Annotated in this window: 15 protein-coding genes; 2 read left to right on the top strand and 13 right to left on the bottom strand. The window is 59.2% G+C overall.

The features are described from left to right. Window positions 1-44 precede the first annotated feature (44 nt). The 4 genes from THEVEDRAFT_RS07195 to THEVEDRAFT_RS07180 are packed head-to-tail and all read right to left on the bottom strand — an operon-like array spanning window position 45 to window position 3,390. Window positions 45-566, bottom strand: coding sequence for a Gx transporter family protein (locus tag THEVEDRAFT_RS07195; protein WP_006584058.1), 522 nt, complete (start codon window positions 564-566; stop codon window positions 45-47). Further along, window positions 550-903 carry a NusG domain II-containing protein gene (locus THEVEDRAFT_RS07190; RefSeq protein WP_006584057.1) on the bottom strand — a complete coding sequence of 118 codons (354 nt, stop codon included), beginning with the start codon at window positions 901-903 and terminating at the stop codon, window positions 550-552. Before THEVEDRAFT_RS07190 ends, THEVEDRAFT_RS07195 begins: the two co-directional genes overlap by 17 nt. 23 nt (window positions 904-926) lie before the next feature. After that, window positions 927-1,991 carry an FAD:protein FMN transferase gene (locus tag THEVEDRAFT_RS07185; RefSeq protein ID WP_006584056.1) on the bottom strand — a complete coding sequence of 355 codons (1,065 nt, stop codon included), beginning with the start codon at window positions 1,989-1,991 and terminating at the stop codon, window positions 927-929. A 46-nt stretch (window positions 1,992-2,037) separates the two neighbouring features. Further along, window positions 2,038-3,390, bottom strand: a complete 1,353-nt coding sequence (locus tag THEVEDRAFT_RS07180; protein WP_006584055.1) for an FAD-dependent oxidoreductase — start codon at window positions 3,388-3,390, stop codon at window positions 2,038-2,040. Window positions 3,391-3,560: 170 nt separating this feature from the next. Between THEVEDRAFT_RS07180 and THEVEDRAFT_RS07175 the strand changes: the two genes are divergently transcribed. Then, entirely contained in the window at window positions 3,561-4,448 is an 888-nt protein-coding gene (locus THEVEDRAFT_RS07175; protein WP_006584054.1) for a hypothetical protein, read from the top strand. A gap of 7 nt (window positions 4,449-4,455) precedes the next feature. Here THEVEDRAFT_RS07175 and THEVEDRAFT_RS07170 read toward each other — a convergent pair whose 3' ends face one another. Continuing rightward, on the bottom strand, window positions 4,456-5,109 hold the full coding sequence (locus THEVEDRAFT_RS07170) for an endonuclease V (RefSeq protein ID WP_006584053.1): 654 nt from the start codon (window positions 5,107-5,109) through the stop codon (window positions 4,456-4,458). 100 nt (window positions 5,110-5,209) lie between these two features. On the opposite strand from THEVEDRAFT_RS07170, the gene THEVEDRAFT_RS07165 reads away from it, so the two are divergent. Further along, complete coding sequence (locus THEVEDRAFT_RS07165; protein WP_006584052.1) at window positions 5,210-7,351, top strand: hypothetical protein; 2,142 nt, start codon at window positions 5,210-5,212, stop codon at window positions 7,349-7,351. Between the two features lie 74 nt (window positions 7,352-7,425). Here THEVEDRAFT_RS07165 and THEVEDRAFT_RS07160 read toward each other — a convergent pair whose 3' ends face one another. The 8 genes from THEVEDRAFT_RS07160 to THEVEDRAFT_RS07125 all read right to left on the bottom strand — a co-directional run bounded on the left by THEVEDRAFT_RS07160 (window position 7,426) and on the right by THEVEDRAFT_RS07125 (window position 16,979). After that, window positions 7,426-8,808 carry a diguanylate cyclase gene (locus THEVEDRAFT_RS07160; RefSeq protein WP_006584051.1) on the bottom strand — a complete coding sequence of 461 codons (1,383 nt, stop codon included), beginning with the start codon at window positions 8,806-8,808 and terminating at the stop codon, window positions 7,426-7,428. Window positions 8,809-8,853: 45 nt separating this feature from the next. Beyond that, on the bottom strand, window positions 8,854-9,879 hold the full coding sequence (locus THEVEDRAFT_RS10135) for a chemotaxis protein CheB (protein WP_006584050.1): 1,026 nt from the start codon (window positions 9,877-9,879) through the stop codon (window positions 8,854-8,856). A gap of 37 nt (window positions 9,880-9,916) precedes the next feature. Beyond that, window positions 9,917-12,133, bottom strand: coding sequence for a hybrid sensor histidine kinase/response regulator (locus THEVEDRAFT_RS09210; protein ID WP_006584049.1), 2,217 nt, complete (start codon window positions 12,131-12,133; stop codon window positions 9,917-9,919). Window positions 12,134-12,144: 11 nt separating this feature from the next. Continuing rightward, the gene (locus THEVEDRAFT_RS07145) at window positions 12,145-13,818 is read right to left on the bottom strand and encodes a methyl-accepting chemotaxis protein (RefSeq protein WP_006584048.1); all 1,674 of its coding nucleotides are present in this window, start codon (window positions 13,816-13,818) and stop codon (window positions 12,145-12,147) included. Between the two features lie 132 nt (window positions 13,819-13,950). Further along, entirely contained in the window at window positions 13,951-14,415 is a 465-nt protein-coding gene (locus THEVEDRAFT_RS09205; RefSeq protein ID WP_006584047.1) for a chemotaxis protein CheW, read from the bottom strand. 24 nt (window positions 14,416-14,439) lie between these two features. After that, complete coding sequence (locus tag THEVEDRAFT_RS07135) at window positions 14,440-15,750, bottom strand: CheR family methyltransferase (RefSeq protein ID WP_040825406.1); 1,311 nt, start codon at window positions 15,748-15,750, stop codon at window positions 14,440-14,442. 43 nt (window positions 15,751-15,793) lie between these two features. Continuing rightward, window positions 15,794-16,192 (bottom strand): chemotaxis protein CheW, encoded by a 399-nt coding sequence (locus tag THEVEDRAFT_RS07130; RefSeq protein WP_006584045.1) that lies wholly within the window; start codon window positions 16,190-16,192, stop codon window positions 15,794-15,796. Window positions 16,193-16,214: 22 nt separating this feature from the next. Then, a complete protein-coding gene (locus THEVEDRAFT_RS07125; RefSeq protein ID WP_425358256.1) occupies window positions 16,215-16,979 on the bottom strand; it encodes an SIR2 family NAD-dependent protein deacylase in 765 nt (254 codons plus the stop codon). Window positions 16,980-16,998: the final 19 nt, after the last annotated feature.

The raw sequence follows: 16,998 nt of genomic DNA, 5'->3' as shown, positions 1-16,998 counted from the left end.
CCGCGGCGATCAAGCATCAAGGGCTTTTGAGCAGCAAGAAGATCTCAAGGGGATGGGGGGGGTACCTCCGTCCCCTTGATCTTTTGGCAGAGCCACTCCGCCATCGTCCCCGTGGCGAAACCGGTGAGGATGGAGGATATGCCCATGATCGGAAGGTATGAGAGGAACAGGTGAAAGGAGCTCACCGCCCTGGATGCCACCCACAGCTGGGCCAGGTTGAAAGCCAGGGCCTGAGCTTGGGCCAGCCCCCTCAAGGAGAGCCTCTCGGGCCACATGCGGCCCATAACGCCTAGGACCCCGAGGGCCCCTAGGACCCCCGCAAGAGAACACAGGAACGACAGGCCGAAACCGGAGAAGAGGAGCCCCGACAACAAAACCCTCCCCAGGGACACCAGCGCCGCGTCCTTGAAGCCCCAAAGGGCGAAGGCGGCGAGCCCCAGGGCGTTTGGAAGCCCCAGCTTAACCCCCGGTAATGGGTATGGGAAAAGGCCCTCCAGCACGTTTACGCATACCGCGGCCCCTAGCAGCAGACCGTCAAGGGTCACCCGTCTACTGGGATATCCCATGAACCTCCTCCTCCCGATCCCCCCTTATGCGGACCACCAGCCGGTGGGGAAGACATACCGCCTGATCCCCCGGTTTGGACAGCCACCCCTGTCTTACGCACAACCGATCGGGGCAGTCGGCGTCCTTAACCCTGGCGGCTTTCCCTCGGACCTCCACCAAGTTAAACCCCCCATCCTCCGCCCTGATCATTATTGTGCCGTTGAAAGAACCATCCAGGGGGATGATCTTTTTTACCGACGGTGAGGATATCTCGAGGGTTGCCGTTTGCCCCCCATGGCTCAGCAAGTGCCTTGCCGCCAGGGCACCTAGGCTCACTAGTATTATGACCGCCGCCACCCAGCGGTCCAGCTTCCTCCCCGCTATGGCCCTTTCCCTCCCCTTTGCGCCCCTCCGGAGCCCAGAGGCTCCACCCGGAACGAAGGGTCCTTAAGGTAGAACCGTCCGATCAGCCCGGGGCTTATAAGGATCCTGCGGTCCGTAGTAACGAACAGGGCCAGGGCATTGTACCTTTTGAGCAGCTCTTGTCCCTTCTTTGGGCCCTCCACGAAGAGGGCGGTGCTCAAGGCGTCGGCGGCGGTGGAGGAATGCGATACCACCGTGACCGAAAGAAGCCCCGATTGGGCGGGATAGCCGGTCTTGGGATTCAAGATGTGGTGGTACCTTCGGCCGTTCACCTCAAGGAACCTCTCGTAAACCCCGGAGGTCACCACCGCCGCCCTGGGCCCCTCAAGCTCCAGGATGCCCAAGAGGGTCCCCCGGGGGGAAGTGGGGTGCTGTACCCCTATCCTCCAAGGCCCCCTGTCGGGGCTGCCCAGGACCACCACGTTCCCCCCAAGGTCCAGTACCGCCCGTTTAACCCCCATGGTCCCGAGCTCATCCGCAAGGACGTCCCCGGCGAAGCCCTTAGCTATCCCGCCGAGGTCCAGCTTCTGCCCGGACCTCAAGTGAAACCTGCCGTCCCGGGACTCCGAAAGCCCCTTGTAGTCCACCTGCCTTATCGCCCTTGCTATCTCCTCAGGCCTTGGCACCCGTGCGTTTGGGGTGCCTATCTGCCACAGGGACGTGAGGGCCCCTATGGTGGGATCGAACGATCCCTTAGAGTCCCTCGCCACATCCAAGGCGGTTCGCAGTACCCGCCGCACCGGGTCCGAGGGTGATATCTCCCCGGTCCTCGACAGGGTGGATACCTCCGAGGAGTCCAGGTGGGCGGAGGTGAGGCTTTCTATGCGTCTCACCGTGGACTCACATCGAGCCAGGACGCCCTCGGGGTCTGGGGCCTCAAGCCGTATCCTCATCAAGGTGTTCATGGCGAAGAACTCCGACTGTCCTTCCCTTGGAAGGCCGGTGTGAACCGCCCGAACGGCCCAGATGATGGAAGCGGTTATGATAAGGGACGTGAGTAAAAAGCGGTAGGATCTCCTCATAGGGAAGATCCTACCACAGCATAGGGACCTTGTGGTTGAATGACGGTTACAGGAGCTTCAGCAGGGCCCTTGTGGCCACCTGAACGGGGTCCCATACGGGGGAGAACGGGGGGGCGTAGCTTAGGTCCATGTTCACCAGGTCTTCCGCGGTGAGGCCGCCCCTTATGGCGGTGGCGATGACGTCGATGCGCTTTGCTGCGCCTTCGACCCCCACTATCTGTCCCCCTATGACGGCGCCGGTGTCCTTCCGGGCTGTTAGCTTTACGGTTATGTCACCGGAGCCGGGGTAGTAGCCCGCCCGGGTCTCATCGGTTATGACCGCGGAAACCGCGTCGATCCCCGCCTCGGAGACCTCCCTTTCCGAGAGCCCGGTCCTCGCCACCTCGTACTTGCATATCTTGCACACCGCGGTCCCCATTACCCCCTGGAACAGGTAGTCCCTTCCCGCGAGATTGAGCCCCGCCACCCGGCCCATCTTGTTGGCCGACGTGCCCATGGCCACGTAGAAGGGCTTACGGGTTATCATGTGGAAGTTCTGGGCGCAGTCCCCGGCGGCCCAGATCCCCTCCACGGGGGTGCGCATCCTAAGGTCCACCTCTATGGAGTTCCTGAAGCCCAAGGGTATGCGGGACCTCTGGGCCAGGTCGGAGTTGGGAGCCACCCCAAGCCCCAAGACCACAATATCTGCCTCGATGAACCCTTGGTCGGTCCAAACGCCCTTCACCCAACCTTGGTGTCCTTCCACCGCCCGCAGGGCCTCGTTGGTCTTGAGCTTCACTCCCACGTCCAAAAGGGCCTCCCCCACCAGCTTCCCCATGTCCTGGTCAAGGGTCCCCATCACGGTCGGAGCCCTCTCGACCACCGTTACGTCAAGGCCTCGATGGCAGTTCAAGGCCTCCGCCACCTCCAGGCCTATGTAACCTCCTCCTATTATCACTGCCTTGCGGGGACGGCGCTCCTCCACCGCCTTGAGAAGCTCAATGCCGCTGTCCAGGGTGTTCACCCCGAAGACACCGGGGGTGTCTATCCCCTCCACCTGAGGCTTTATGGGTTTGGCGCCGGTGGCTATGAGCAGTTGGTCGTAGGGCTCATGGTAGGTCCTCCCGGTATCCAATTCCAGCACCTCCACGGTCCTGGAAACGGTATCTATCCCGGTCACCTCTGATCTGGTGCGCACATTGATGCCCATGGAGGCGAAATCATCAGGGGTTCTGGATATGAGCCTGCCAGGATCCTTGATGAGACCTCCCACCAGGTAGGGGATGCCGCAGGCGGAGTAGGAGGTGTAATGCCCCCTTTCAAAGACCAGTATCTCCACGTGGCGGTCCAGCCTCCTTAACTGCGAAGCGGCGCTCATGCCCGCCGCGTCAGCTCCTATGACGACCACCTTTCTTGTCATGTCCTTCACCCCCTGGCCGTTCTGCCTGGTCTTTGGATCGTGCTGAAGTCATTTTACTTCATAACCCTGGGTTGTTAAAAAGATCACCCCATTGGAGGAATTTAGGGGTGCTAAAATCCCGCCAGTGCCTGTAATATATAGATACATAGAAAGATCAGGGGGTGCTGCAGGTGCCCGACTACGCGGTCATAAGCGGCATTGTGGACGGCAAGAACGACAGGGGACAGCGGTTCATCTTCCCATTTTGCATATTGGGGGACTCCAAGCGGATAATATGGATCAAGATATCGGGCACGTCGTCCGACTTGGAGGTCCCGGATCCCTGGCGGTCCAGGGCTCATCTCATAGATTCCATGGGGATGGACGACCAATCCTTCGGGGCCTACGGGGCGATGCAGTTTAGGATGTTCGTTCAGGACAGCCAGATATTTCAGCGCGCCCTGCTCCAGGGAAACGTGAAAGCCTTCGAGTATGAACTCATAAAGTTCGCCGCGGACCGCCTGGGTTTGAAGGCGGTTGTGGTGGCTAGGATGGACGAGTTATCCCCGGATGAGGCGGAGGATGAGCTGCGGGCCTTTGGGAGCAAGGGCCAGCAGGAGGTGGAAGCCCGGGTCCGGGGTGAAGAGCAGGATCATGGGTTTAAGCCGGAGGTGCCCCACTTAGTGGTGCTCACGTGCCAGCCGGTGCTCGATCCGGTGGGGGGCATACCACTTCAGGGCTTGAAGGAAGGGGATGAGGTTCTAGCGGCCCTCCCGGAGGACTCCTTCTTCTACGACCTCTTTAAGTCCAAGCTGCCCGGGTTTGACGGGGTGGTGTCCGCCAAGGTCATATCGGTGAAGAAGACCGAGACCGGAAGCACCCAGGTGGATCTTCACCTTTCAGATGGGCTTGTGGGGATCTTAAGGCTTTCCGGCAACGTCCGCATAAAGAAGGCGTTCCAGGAGGTGGTGGAGGACGTGCCGCCTCCTCCCAAGGCCCCTTCGCCCATGATCATCATCGCAGGGGGCGCGGTGCTTGCGGTATTGGCGGGGATAGTGTTCTACATGTTCGTCCGATAGGCATAGCTTAAGCCTTAGGGGGCCTTAGCTTTGACAGCCGGTCGGCCCTTCTTATTGGTTCCGGCAGCTTGTATCCCCGAAGGGCCATCTTGACGGTCTCTAGGGCCCCCTCAAGGTCTATGAGGTGCCCAGGGCTTACGAATATGGGTTTGCAGCCCTTTCGGCTTCTAAGCGCCCATCCAACCTGGCGTCCTTGAAAGACCAGGGGGGAGCTTGAAAGGGGTGCTTCTCCGGGTTCCTCGAAAGACCCCACCAGGGGGGACTTGGACACCCCAATTGACGGTACCCCCGTTGCCACCCCCAGGTGGCTTGCTATGCCGAGACCTCGTGGATGAGCTATGCCGCATCCGTCCACCAGGATAAGATCCACCGGCCCTTTAAGGGCTTCCAGGGCCTTCATCATCGGTTCCATCTCCCTAAAGGACAGGAACCCCGGAACGTAGGGCACCGTGCACACGTCCTCGAAGGCGGACCTTCCAAGCTCTTCAAGCTGAGGCCATGACATGAGCACCGCGGCGGCCCTTACGCGCCCTTGGACCTCCGAACAATCCACCCCGGAGATGAACCGGATCTCACCCTTGAGGGAGCTTAAGACCACCTGCTGAGCCATTTGGCGCTGAAGCTCGCACAGGGTTGAAAAATTATTTCCATGGGCCTTCATATCGTTGTCACCGCCTTTATAGCGAGTATAATAATCTGGCCTTAACAGGTATTTTAATACGTATCCGGAGATGTCCTTTCCGGCAGGTAGGGGGCTTTTCATGTTTCGCAGGTTTTTGTCCTTTGGGGTGGCACTTCTGGTGTTCACCGGTGTATTTCTATCCTCCGCATGGGGAGGTGAGAGGACGATTAACTCTCCTTCCATTGGGGCTGGAGGGCTTACGATAGGGGGCCCTAAGGGGGAGGCGGAGCTGTGGTTCCCGCTGCCCTCGGGGACGGTAATGAGCCCTTCAAGGCTCGAGCTGTCGTTGAACTATCCGGAGGGGGCTGTTTCCGGCACCGTTTCGGTGTTCTTGGGGAACGTGATGATAGGCTCTTCCCGGCTGGCTTCCGGAGATAAGCGGCTGGTGATACCCCTTTCAGGGGCCAAGCTTCAGGGTGCCAAGGTGGTGATAAGGGTTTTAGCCGGCCTTTCGGGGGGGCATTGGGATGACCCTTCTCAGGACGCGGGGGTTCAAATAACCTCTGCCCGTCTGGTTTTGGAAGGGGTTTTCTCGATGCCGAAGAGCGTGTCCCAGTGGCTTGCCTCCCTCAACGAAGGGGTGGCGGTGGTGGTGCCCAACGAGGCTAGGGACGAGGAACTCTCCGCCGGTTTTGCCCTGGTGGGCACCTTAAGCCGTCTTTTGCCCGGTGGAAGGGTGGTGTTGATAAAGGCCTCCGAGGAGCTATCCGAGCCGTTCCTCCCCAAGGTGCGAGTTCAGCTGGATGATCAGCAGGCGGATGGGGTCACCTTGGACTCCGGGGGGGCGAACCTGCTCATAAACGGGGTATCCAGGGGTTCCCTGAGGGATCTTTGTGCCAAGATCTTCGACCCCACGTTGATGGGGATGATGCAGGGTGCCACGGTGACCGGCTTGTCCGAGGCCTCCGGGGGCAGCAAGGGGACCCGCTGGAAATATCAAAGGCTTTCCAGGTCCTGGGCTCCAGGATGGTCTTACGAGCTCGGGGACCTCTTCCTGTGGGGAGGGGTGGTGGACCGCTTGTCCATATCGGTCAAGGGGGTGGTCCCCCTTTCGGCAAGGGGAGAAGGGGCCCTCGACCTGTACGTGAACGGCCAGCTGGTCTGCTCCGAGAGGCTTGAGGACGGCAACGTGGATGCCGTCCTTTACGTTCCCGATTGGGTTAACCTTAAGGTTAAAAACCGATTGAAGCTGGTGGTCCGGGGGGCTGGGGGACCATCTTCTCTGCAGGTCTCGTATGTCAAGATGTCCTATGGCAAGGCCTATGGCATGCTTGGGGACATGGGGGCCCTTATGAGCGAAGGGGTACCTGTCCTGGTGGGGCGGGATCTTAAATGGACCGGCCTTCAGGGGGCCCTCGCGGCCTTTCGGTGGCTTTGTTCCTCTCTTCCTTCCGAGGTCCCGGTGTTCCCGGACGTCCGGTTCTACGGGGAGGACGTGGACGTCCCGGATGGTTTCTTCATCTTCATAGGGAACAGCCTGCCAACTGACATGGAGGACAGGTTGAGCGTGTTGTACAAGGACGGCCAGCTTAAGCTACCCCGCAAGGACGTGGAGGCCAAGCTTGCTGGCGAGGCCTTTTGGGTCATGGGGCAATCCTTAACCGCTGACGGGGGGCTTGCGGTCCTGGTGCCCTCCCGGGTGGAGGTGGTTCAGGAGGCCTTCGAGGCTCTTTCCAACTACGAGGTAAACAACGTAAACCAGGACGGTCAGGTGTTCTTCTTCGGCCCCGACGGCCTCAAGGTGGTTGACCTAGGGCTAAGCAAACCCTTCCGCTGGGGGATAGGGGGGGGCCTGAGGTCCCTTTGGGGCTCGGTGGTGGATGCCGTTAAGAGCATTCACCTCCCAACGGGGCTCTTGGGCCTACCGGAGGTGCCTGATGTATCATCTAAGAAGTCAGGTCATGAGGTCTCCCAACAGGGCCCCGATCAAAAGCCAGATCAGAAGGCCCCCCAACAGGGGCCTGATAAGAAGCCGGTTCAAGAGGCCCCCCGACCAAGCCCCGACCAGAAGCCCGATCAGGGTCCTGAGAGTTCTGATCATGCTTTTGGCGGCATGGGGGGAGGGACCCTTTGGATCCTCCTTGGAGGGGCTGGGACGTCGGTGGCCCTGGGGCTTGTCGTGTTCTTCAAACCCTCCTTGCCGGGGCTCCGGCTTTTCAAGAAGAGGGAAAGACGGCAGTCCACGCTGTTGACGAGGAGGCGGCGGAGTCGCCGACGCTGAAGCTCCCTACGGCTGGTTCGCTGACGAGACGCTGCTTCGGCTTGGCCGCTGCGGTACCTGGGGAGCTCCTCGGCTCAAGCGTAAGCTCCCATTCTGCTCGCCTTCTTGCCCTCCTTATGCTGGTACATGGCCCTGTCCGCCTCTATCATCATCTCCTCCAGCGTCTTGGATCCGCCGGGCTGGTCATGGGATATGCCGTAGCTTACGGATATGGCATTGTGCCGGGCCGTAAGTCTAGCTTCCAGCCGGTGTATCAGTTCCTCGGGGTTTAACCCCTCCTGGTGGAGCAGGAAGCAGGCGAACTCGTCCCCCCCGATGCGCCCCAAGAGGTCCTGGGATCTGAAGGACTCGCGCATGGCCTGGGCCATCTCCTCCAGGAGCTGATCCCCCGCGTGATGTCCTAACGTGTCGTTCACGTTCTTGAAGCCGTCCAGGTCCATGTATATCATGGAGACGGGCTTGCAGGCCTCTTTGGCCTGCTTTAAAACGATGCTGGCCGCCTCGGTGAACCCCCGGCGGTTGTAAAGGCCCGTTAGGGCATCCGTCACCGCTTGGGTTTTGAGCTGATCCCTCAGGATCACCAGCTCGGTTACGTCCCTTAGAACCGACATCCGGCACTGAACTCCGTCCCACAAGACCGTGGAGTGCTTTACGTCCAGCACCAGGGGGCTTCCGTCCTGGAGGGTAAACCGTATCTCCCCTTCACCTTCGGGCAGGGAGGCCAGCAGGCCCTCCGCCCCCACCTCACCCATTATGGCCTGGGCGGATGAGTTGGAGTAGACCGCTTGGCCCGATGGATCCACCACGATTATCCCGTCATCCATGGAACCTAGAACATGCTGCAGGTTGTTGAACAGGGTCCGTCTGTCCTCCTCCAGCTGTTGCTGGCGGAACAACAGGTCGCTCAGCTTCTGGGCGGACGCGGATGAGGAGTCTATGAGGGAGAAGATGAGGTTCACTATCTGCATCTTATGAGCGGTTATCTGATGCACTTGGCCGCTGAAGTTGACCTCCAAGACCACCCTTGCCTGATAATCATCGTAATCCCCCAGGTTGCTCTGGTTTATCAGGTAGAAGACCTGCTTCAAGATCTGCTCCGGGGAAGATGGTTTCACCAGGAAGTTATCCGCCCCGGCCTTAAGGCCGTTTATAACCTCTATGGGGTCCGATAGGGCGGTCAGCAGTATCGTCGGGATGTTCTTGGTGGCCTCATGGGACTTTAGGTTCCTCACCAGCTCGAACCCGTCCATCCTGGGCATCACCACGTCGGATATGATGATGGACGGAGGTTGGTCCATGGATTTTATGTGCTCAAGGGCCTCTTGTCCGTCCCGAAACCATAGGACGTTGAAGCCCTCCTTTTCGAGGATGCTCTTAAGCCCCCTGCCCTGGGTGGGGCTGTCCTCCGCAAGGGCTATCGTGTGGCTGTTGGGGTTTAGGAACTTGTCCAATATCATCCCTCACCGGTCCCTTCTTCTAGGTGCTTAACCCCTTGATTGGGATTAATGTATCACGTTTCTTATGAACTCTCCCATCCTTAAGGGAGCTAGCATCATATCAGCGCCCCCGATCCGCCAGGCCTCCCCGGGCATCCCCCAGACCACCGAGGACTCAGGGTCCTGCACCAGCGTGAGTGCCCCCGTCTCCCTTGCGGCCTTTAGCTCCTGGGCCCCGTCGGATCCCATGCCTGAGAGGAGTATGCCGCACCAGCTGCCCCCCAGCTCGTTAAGGAGGGATTTGAAGAGCACCGAGACCGACGGTTTTACCCCGTGGCTTTGGGGGCCATCGGTGAGCCTTATACTGCCCTTGTTGAGCTCCATGTGGCGTCCCGCGGGGGCCACGATCACGGTGTCGCTGGAGGGGACCTCCCCGTCCCGAGCCAGTTGAATTTTGCGGCCCGAAGCGGTTTTTATCCACTCTACGTAGCCCTCATCAAAGCCGGTGCTCATGTGCTGAACCAACAGAAGCGGCACCGGAAGGGGGGCCGGAAGGGCGGACAGGAGCTCCAGCGTGGCCTTGGGGCCTCCGGTGGAGGCCCCTACGGCTATCACCTTTATCTGGTAGGGCTTCTTAGCCGGCGGTGAGGGGACCTTGAGTTCCCTGGGTTTTATCCCCCCCATCGGTTGGGTGCGGTTGATCACCGGCATTGCGGTGGAGATGATCCTTCGCGCGAAGGTATTGGGATCGGTCCTTGGGGCGGGCTTCGCTAGGACATCGAAGGCGCCGGCCTCGAAGGCCTTGAACGTCAGTGCCACCTCACCGGGGGACCACAGGGAGGATATGACCAGCACCGGAATTTCCCAACGGGACCTTATCCGCCTTATGGCCTCCATGCCTCCCATGCCCGGCATCTCTACGTCCATTGTAACCAGGTCGAAGCGTCCCCCTGAAAGGGTCAGCACCTCCAGTGCCTCCTCCCCGGACTCCGTGAGGGTGACCGTTTCCACCTCCGGAAGGGAGGATAACCCCATGCGCATGTATCGCCTGAAGGAGAGGGAGTCGTCCACCACCAGCACCTTTATCCCCATTAACCGCCTTACCTCCTTACGGATCTGCCCGTCCCGGTCACCCGAGGAACCCCCATATCAGGGATTTAAGCTTGTCCTGGTCGAAGTCCTTCTTCGAGATGTACACGTCCGCCCCGGCCTCCATCCCCATTTTAACCTGCTCTTGGGAGTCCAGGGAGGTGACCACGATGACCGGCAGCCTGCTGGTGGGCGGATTGGATCTTATGCGCTTGAGCAGCCCTATCCCGTCCATTCGAGGCATCTCCACGTCGGTCACCACCAGGTCGAAGTCCTCCTTGGACAGCCTCTCCCAAGCGTCCTGCCCGTCCGAGGCGGTCACAACCTGGTAGCCCAGGGAACCTATGATGTTCTTAAGGAGGGCTCTGGACGTGACCGAGTCCTCCGCCACCAGAACCTTCTTGGGCCCCGAAGTCTTCTCCTCCACGAAGGGGGCGGAGTCCCTGTCAATGGAGTCCAGCAGGTCTTTCACGTCCAGGACCGGCAATACAATCCCCGATCCCAGGATGGTACCACCTACGAAGAACCTAACCTTGCCCAGGAAGGTCCCAAGGCCCTTTACGATCCCCTCATGCTCCCCGAGGATCTGATCCACCTTGATCACCCCGGCCTCCTCCCCATCGGAGGAGAGTATCACCACCCCCTGAGGCTTGGATGGGGAGGATGAGTTGCCCTTAAGACCAAACAGGTCCTTGAGGTCTATGGCGGGAAGGTATCTCTCCTTCCCCATGGCGATCCCCATGGCCTGGTGGTCCTTGTTTTTAATGGCGTACACCATTGACACCTGTGATGAGGGTATGCTGAAGACCTGACTCCCCACCCTAACCATGACCCCCCGGTAGGTCCTCACCGTGGATGGGAACCGAATAGAGAACTCGGTTCCAAGGCCCTTTGATGTCGCTATCTTGATGGTACCCCCGATCTTATCCAGTGCCTCCCTCACTATGGACATCCCTATCCCCCGGCCGGAGACATCCGATACGCCCTGGGCGGTGGAGAACCCGGACTGAAAAATCAGGTGCAGTGCCTCTTCCGTGCCCATTGAAGAGGATTGCTCTAGGGATATGAGTCCATCCTTTAAGGCCTTTGCCTTTATCGCTTCGGGATCCATGCCCCTTCCGTCATCCCTCACGGTCACCATGCAGTCGCTTCCGTCGGCCGATATGGATATCCAGATGGTCCCGGACCTTGGCTTACCCTGTTTTTCCCTTTCCTCCGGGGACTCGATCCCATGGTCCATGGCGTTACGTATGAGGTGCATGAGGGGATCCTTTAGAGTCTCCATGACCCTTCGGTCCAACCTTACGTCTCCGCCCGACACATGTACGTCTACCGACTTGGAGAGCTTAATTGCCAGCCCCACGGCGGAGTTTTTAAGGAACCTTAGCAGCCAGTCACCCCTTATCATTCCCATGTCCCGGGCCTTTTGCATGAGGGTCTTTATGGCCCTGTCCATGGCGGATAGGTCCTCCCGGAGCCCCCGGATGACGGGCCTTGCTTCAGCGCAGCTCTTATCCTCCGATGCGACGCTGAAGAGCTGTTCCGCCTTCTGGGCCGCGTAGAGGCGCAGGGACATGAGGTCCTCCAAGAGGGTGATGAACTCTTCCACGTCCTTGAACCTTACCCTTACGGTGTCGTCATGTTCCCGCTGAAGGTCTTGGTGCCCCTGGGGATCCACCCTTTCTGCCGGCTGAATGGGGGGTGCCTCTTCCGCGGCCGGCGGAACCCCTTGGGGCTCCGGTTCGGCCGATGCCTTCTCGACCTCGGGGACCTCGGCGCTTGCCGAGTTTTCAGCGCCGGATGCGTGGTGCTCCTCCTGTGCAGCCGCCGCGGCTTGGCCGGCGGCGTCCGAGGCTTCTTGCGGGGTCTTGTTGGTGGGTGATGGGACCTTCCCGCTGAGAAGGTCCTCAACCCCCCTTGCCACCGCTTCAATGGGTACGTCTGTCCCGTTTATGAGGGATTCAAGGGTTTCCAGGCCGGAGGCTATCACGGGAAGGTCAGAGGGGGTGATGCTTCGGCTCCCCTTCCTCGCGGCGGATAGGAGGGACTCCATGGATTGGCACAAAAGGGATACCCTGGGGTAGCCGACGGTTTGGGAGGCCCCCTTCAAGTTGTGAAAAATCCTGCAGGCCTCTTCGATCATTTTGGGATCCTCGAATGACTTAGGATCCTGGAGTATATCCCTTATGGTCGAGAGGTACTCCGTTGCCTCCACAGCGAAGTCCCTGCGAAGCTCTTCAAGGAAGCTGTCCTCCATGGGCCGGTCTCCTAGAGCTTGTACTCGTTCACGATTTGAATCAGCTTCTGCCCCTGGGCCTTTAGCTCAATCGCAGAGGACTCAAGGGCCTTCATGGCATCCAAGTTTTCCTTGCTGGCGGTGCGGATCTGCTCCAGCGCCAGGTTCACCTGATCAACCCCTATGAACAGGTCCTGGTTGGCCTTGAGGATCTGCCCCGCCATCTGGGCTATCTCCCCCAGCTGACGGGCCATCTGGTCCATGGAGTTCTTTACGGGCTCGGTGTGCTTCTCCGCCTCGGCTACCGCCTTCATGCCCTGTTCTGTGGCCATGACCGCCGATGACGTGGCCCGCAGGACCTCCTCGAGCTTGTGCTTCACCTCCTTAGCGGACTGCTTGGACTGCTCCGCAAGCTCCTTGATCTCCTGGGCCACCACCGCAAAACCCTTGCCCCCGTCGGAGTAGCGGGCGGCCTCCACCGCCGCGTTCACCGCCAGCAGGTTTGACTGATCCGCCAGGTCCTCAACGGTGTCCGCTATCTCCATTATCTCCCTGCTGCGGTCGTTAAGTTTGACTATCGTGCCGGAGATGAAGTCCATCCGCTCCATTATCGCCTTGAGGGAGTTTAGAAGCCCCGTTACGGCCTCGTTTGCCCTTATCACCAGATCAAGCCCGTCCCGGGAAAGCTGCGTGGCCTCCTCCATCCTCTTGGCGGTGCTCCTTGCGGTGGCCTTGATCTCCTCCATGGAAGTGGAGCTCTCTGTTATGGCGGAGTAGTTCTCCTCCGTGGATGCCGCCACCTGGGACACCGTGCTGCTGATCTTGATCGACGTGTCGGTTAACGTCTTTGACGCCGTGCCCATCTCTGATATCTGTTCCCTTAGGGCGGTAAGGAGCTGCTCCAAGGACCTAGCAATGTCCCCTACCTCGTCGGATCGTCTGAGGAAATCCTGGGGAACCGTTAAATCTATACTACGGGAAGCTATCTTCTCCATGGCGTGGGAGGCCCATCGGATTACGGATGATACCCTGAAGGCCAGGAGGTATCCCGAGGACATGATGGCGGTGATTATGATCCCAAGGCCTATGATCGACATCACGGCGGATCTCTTTGCCCTTTCTGCGGATTCTAACGCCTTTGCCGAGGCCTCGGATGTCATGAAGTTGACGAAGGCGTCCGCCTCTTCCCCGAACTGATTGGATAACTCGAACAGATCTTTTATCTTGTTCATCCCCCCGGAGTAGACCTTTTCCCTGGAGGACCTGCTCCCGCTCTGGCTCAAGTCCCATAGGATTTTGTCCACCTCTTCGTGCTCCCGCCGCCACTTTAGGTAGTGGTCCCTCAGATGCTCCGCCATGGACAGTTCCTTGGGGTTAGATCTTATGTACGGGTTACTTAACAGATCGTCCACGTCCCGCCCCATCTGGTCTATTGCCTCTCTCTTCCTACGGAGGTTTTGAGGCAAGTCCTCTCCGTACAGTTTGTTTGTTTGGTCGCTAAGGGCGGATATGAAGATGCTCCTTACCTCCATCCTTTTATAATTTATCCTTTCCGCCAGCATGAGGGCCCTTTGGACCATTTGCTGTTCCTCGTACATCCTTTTTGCCTGGACCATGTTCCCCCACATGGTGAATCCAAGCCACATAAGGGAGAGGGATGCTAATGTGATGAGGCCCAGGAGCTTGATCCTTATGGTAATCTTCATGGTCATCACTCCTAAGATTCTATTATGTTAGATTTTATTTATGCTTTTGCCTAAGCAGATGAATTTGCTCTATAGGATGTAAAAACCCTAGGTGACCGGCTCCTTTTGCCCTGTTAAGGGGGCAGGGGCTGTTCAGGGGGATATGAGATCCGGATCGAGTATGGGGACGTCATCGAGCATCCACCTGACCGGGCCCGAGCCTCGCACCTCTCGGACCGCCGATGAGCTTAGGCTTACCAGCCCCTCCAGTCTGTCAAATCCTATGCCGAAGGGCCCCTTGCGGTTATGGATGATCATGGCCACCTGGATCTCTCCGGAGCCGGATATGCCCGCCAGGGGGGACGGGTCTATTAGGGGCACGATGCTGCCCCTCAGGTTGAACACCCCGGCCAAATGGGGACTGGTTAGGGGCAGAGGAGTATACCCGATCTTGAGGCGGACTATCTCCCCCCCCTTGGAGGCCGGTATGCCCAGTCTCTTGCCCATCCTGATGAACATGAGCATGGAGATCAGCCGTTCTTCTGTCTGCGGTCTACGGGATAGTTTAACCGCCCGGGCCTTTAATATTTCCGTCGTGAGATCCGCCCGTGAGCTCACCTTAATCCCCCCTGTTCACGGCGTTCAAAACGGCTCGCTTGCGGTTTTCCTTAGGTGACCCTTGGTTACGTGGGGTCCGTAAAGCGTGGGTTCCCGGTCGTCCAAGTCCTTGAGGATGTTGAGAAGAAGCCTTCCATGCCTTTGGGCGGACGCCATGTCCCCCTCCTGGAGGGATAGTATCATGAGGGAGTGCCGGGGTTCCGGCATCGAGGGGTCCAGGTACGCCGCCTCCTTGAATGACTCCGCCGCCTCTTTGTGCATGCCCATGTCCATTAGTATCACCCCCTTTAGAAACTTAACCTTAGCCCCGGTGGGGTCAACCTTCTCAGCGGAGGTCAGGATCTCCAGCGCCCCTTGCAGGTCTCCCCGGTCTGCCATGGATTTCGCCCTCTCGAAGACCAAGTCCTCCTGGTCCTTGAGGGGGACTGCCTCCTTTGCTTCCTTTGGAGCTTCCCCTGCGGGTTTAGCCGGTGTCTCGATTCTCGGGGCCTCTTCTGCCGTATGGCGGGTCATCTCCGCCATCTTGGGTGTGCGGGGGATTATGCCCTCTGCGTCCTCCCGGTGGGGCATGGGATAAGCTTCAACGTTCTTGATGGGGGATGCTTTCCTGAAGACGAAGACCCCGGATGGCACGAACCGGTTGCCCATGAGCCTGTTCACCGCGGGAGCTTCCGCCGCCCCGACCAGGAGGACCCCTTTGGGGTGGAGCCTTTGGTAGAAGATATCCAAGGCCTTGGATATCCCGGAGTCGGAGAAGTATATGAAGAGGTTCCTGCAGGATATGCCGATGAAGACCCCTTCCGGCGGGGTCATCACGTTGCCGATCGAAAAACGCACGTTCCTCCGGTACCTATCCTTTACCCTAAATAGATTCCCATGGATGTGGTCAAACAAAAGGCGCGCTTCATCGCCCAGGCCTCGGAGGGACCAGCGACCGTATACACCCTCCCTGGCCCTTCTAATGGCCGAGGGATTTACGTCGGAGCCCAGTATAGAGAAGTCCTCTATGCCCCTTTGGACGAAAAGGAACGCCAGCGAGTAGGCCTCTTCGCCGGTGCTGCAGGCGGCGCACCACACGTTGGGCCTTCCCATGGACGCCGTGTGCCTTACGAACTCCTCCAGGGCCTCCCGATGCCTCAGGAAGTAGCTCTCGCCAACCACCATGTGCTCCACCGCGGCATCGCAGAGCTTGTGGAGCCCCGTGGATGTACAGCGGTCCAGATCCATCCCCGAGTCTTCGCAGAGCTTACCCAGGACCCTTGCCAGCTGTTCTTCCTTCCCTCGAAGGTCAAGGCCGTAACTGGACTCGATCATGGGGATCAAGTTCTCCGCCATGCTTAGGAGCTGTTTTTGTGCCTCCGCCTTGCGTGGTCCCTCCCTATCGTTCAGAGAACATCCCCCCGATATCCAGAACCGCTGCCACCGGCTGGTCCTGCCCTATGGCCACCGCGTCCACCGGCTGCCCCATCACGGTGCAGCTCCTTCTGGATTGAGGCTCAAAGACCCCGAGCACCTGGTCCACCCATATTCCGATCACCTGGTCCCCCCATTGGGCCAGGACGATGGCGTCTGAGGTGTCCATTTCCTTTTTGGGGACCCCGAAGATCTCCCTTGGGTCGATCACCGGGATCATCTCCCCCTCCAAGTTGAGTATACCCGCCACCGGCCCCTTCCCCGCGGGAGGGCTGAGCAGGGCCGCAGGAACGGCCCGGACCACCTGCTGGATGGGCAGCGCGAGGTACCTGCTTGCGATCCGCATGACCAGGAAAGAATCCACTTTAAGCCGCCCTCCTAAGCCCTTAAGCAAGGTTCTTTAGGTTTTCGCTCACCCGCTTGAAGAACCGGTCTATGTCATCCTCTGCCATTATGTCCACACGGCGGTGAAGGTTAAAGGTGTTGACCTCCCCCAGGTTCACCACCGCCAGAACCCCCTTGGATGATGAGGGTATCAGCGCCGCGGGGGTCACGTTCAGGGATGAACCTATGACCATCATTAGGTCGCTCTCGGAGGCGGCGCTGAAACAGCGCTCCAGCTGTTTAACCGGCTCCCCGAAGAACACGATGTCCGGCCTTATCGTCCCGGAACAGGAGCACCTTGGAACGTCGCTGAGATCCATGAGCTGTCTTAACTCCTCAATGGAGTAGCTCTTGCCGCAGGAGGAGCAGAAGTTATGGGTTATGCCCCCGTGGATCTCGATGACGTCTTTAGACCCCGCCCGCTGGTGCAGGCCGTCCACGTTCTGGGTGATGACGGTAACCTTTTTAGAGCCCTCCAAACCCGCGAGGAAACGGTGGGTGAAGGTGGGCTCCGCTTTGAGCATCATTTCCATAAGGCCCCGGTGGAACCGGTAGAACTCCGACGGATCCTCATTGAACCGGCGGATGTCGAAGATGGCCTCCGGGTTCTCAACCTTGAGGGTCCTGTATATGCCCTTGGGCCCCCGGAAGTCCGGTATCCCCGCCCCGGTGGATATCCCCGCCCCTGTGAGGACCCCTATCCTCCTCGCTCCCTCTATGGCCCTTGCCAGCTCCTCCGCCTTTTCTTTCAAGCCCAAGGGGGTCACCTCCGCTGCGAAATTCTAT

Source organism: Thermanaerovibrio velox DSM 12556, assembly GCF_000237825.1.
GTDB lineage: Bacteria > Synergistota > Synergistia > Synergistales > Synergistaceae > Thermanaerovibrio > Thermanaerovibrio velox.
This window is presented reverse-complemented; position numbering and strand designations above follow the sequence as displayed.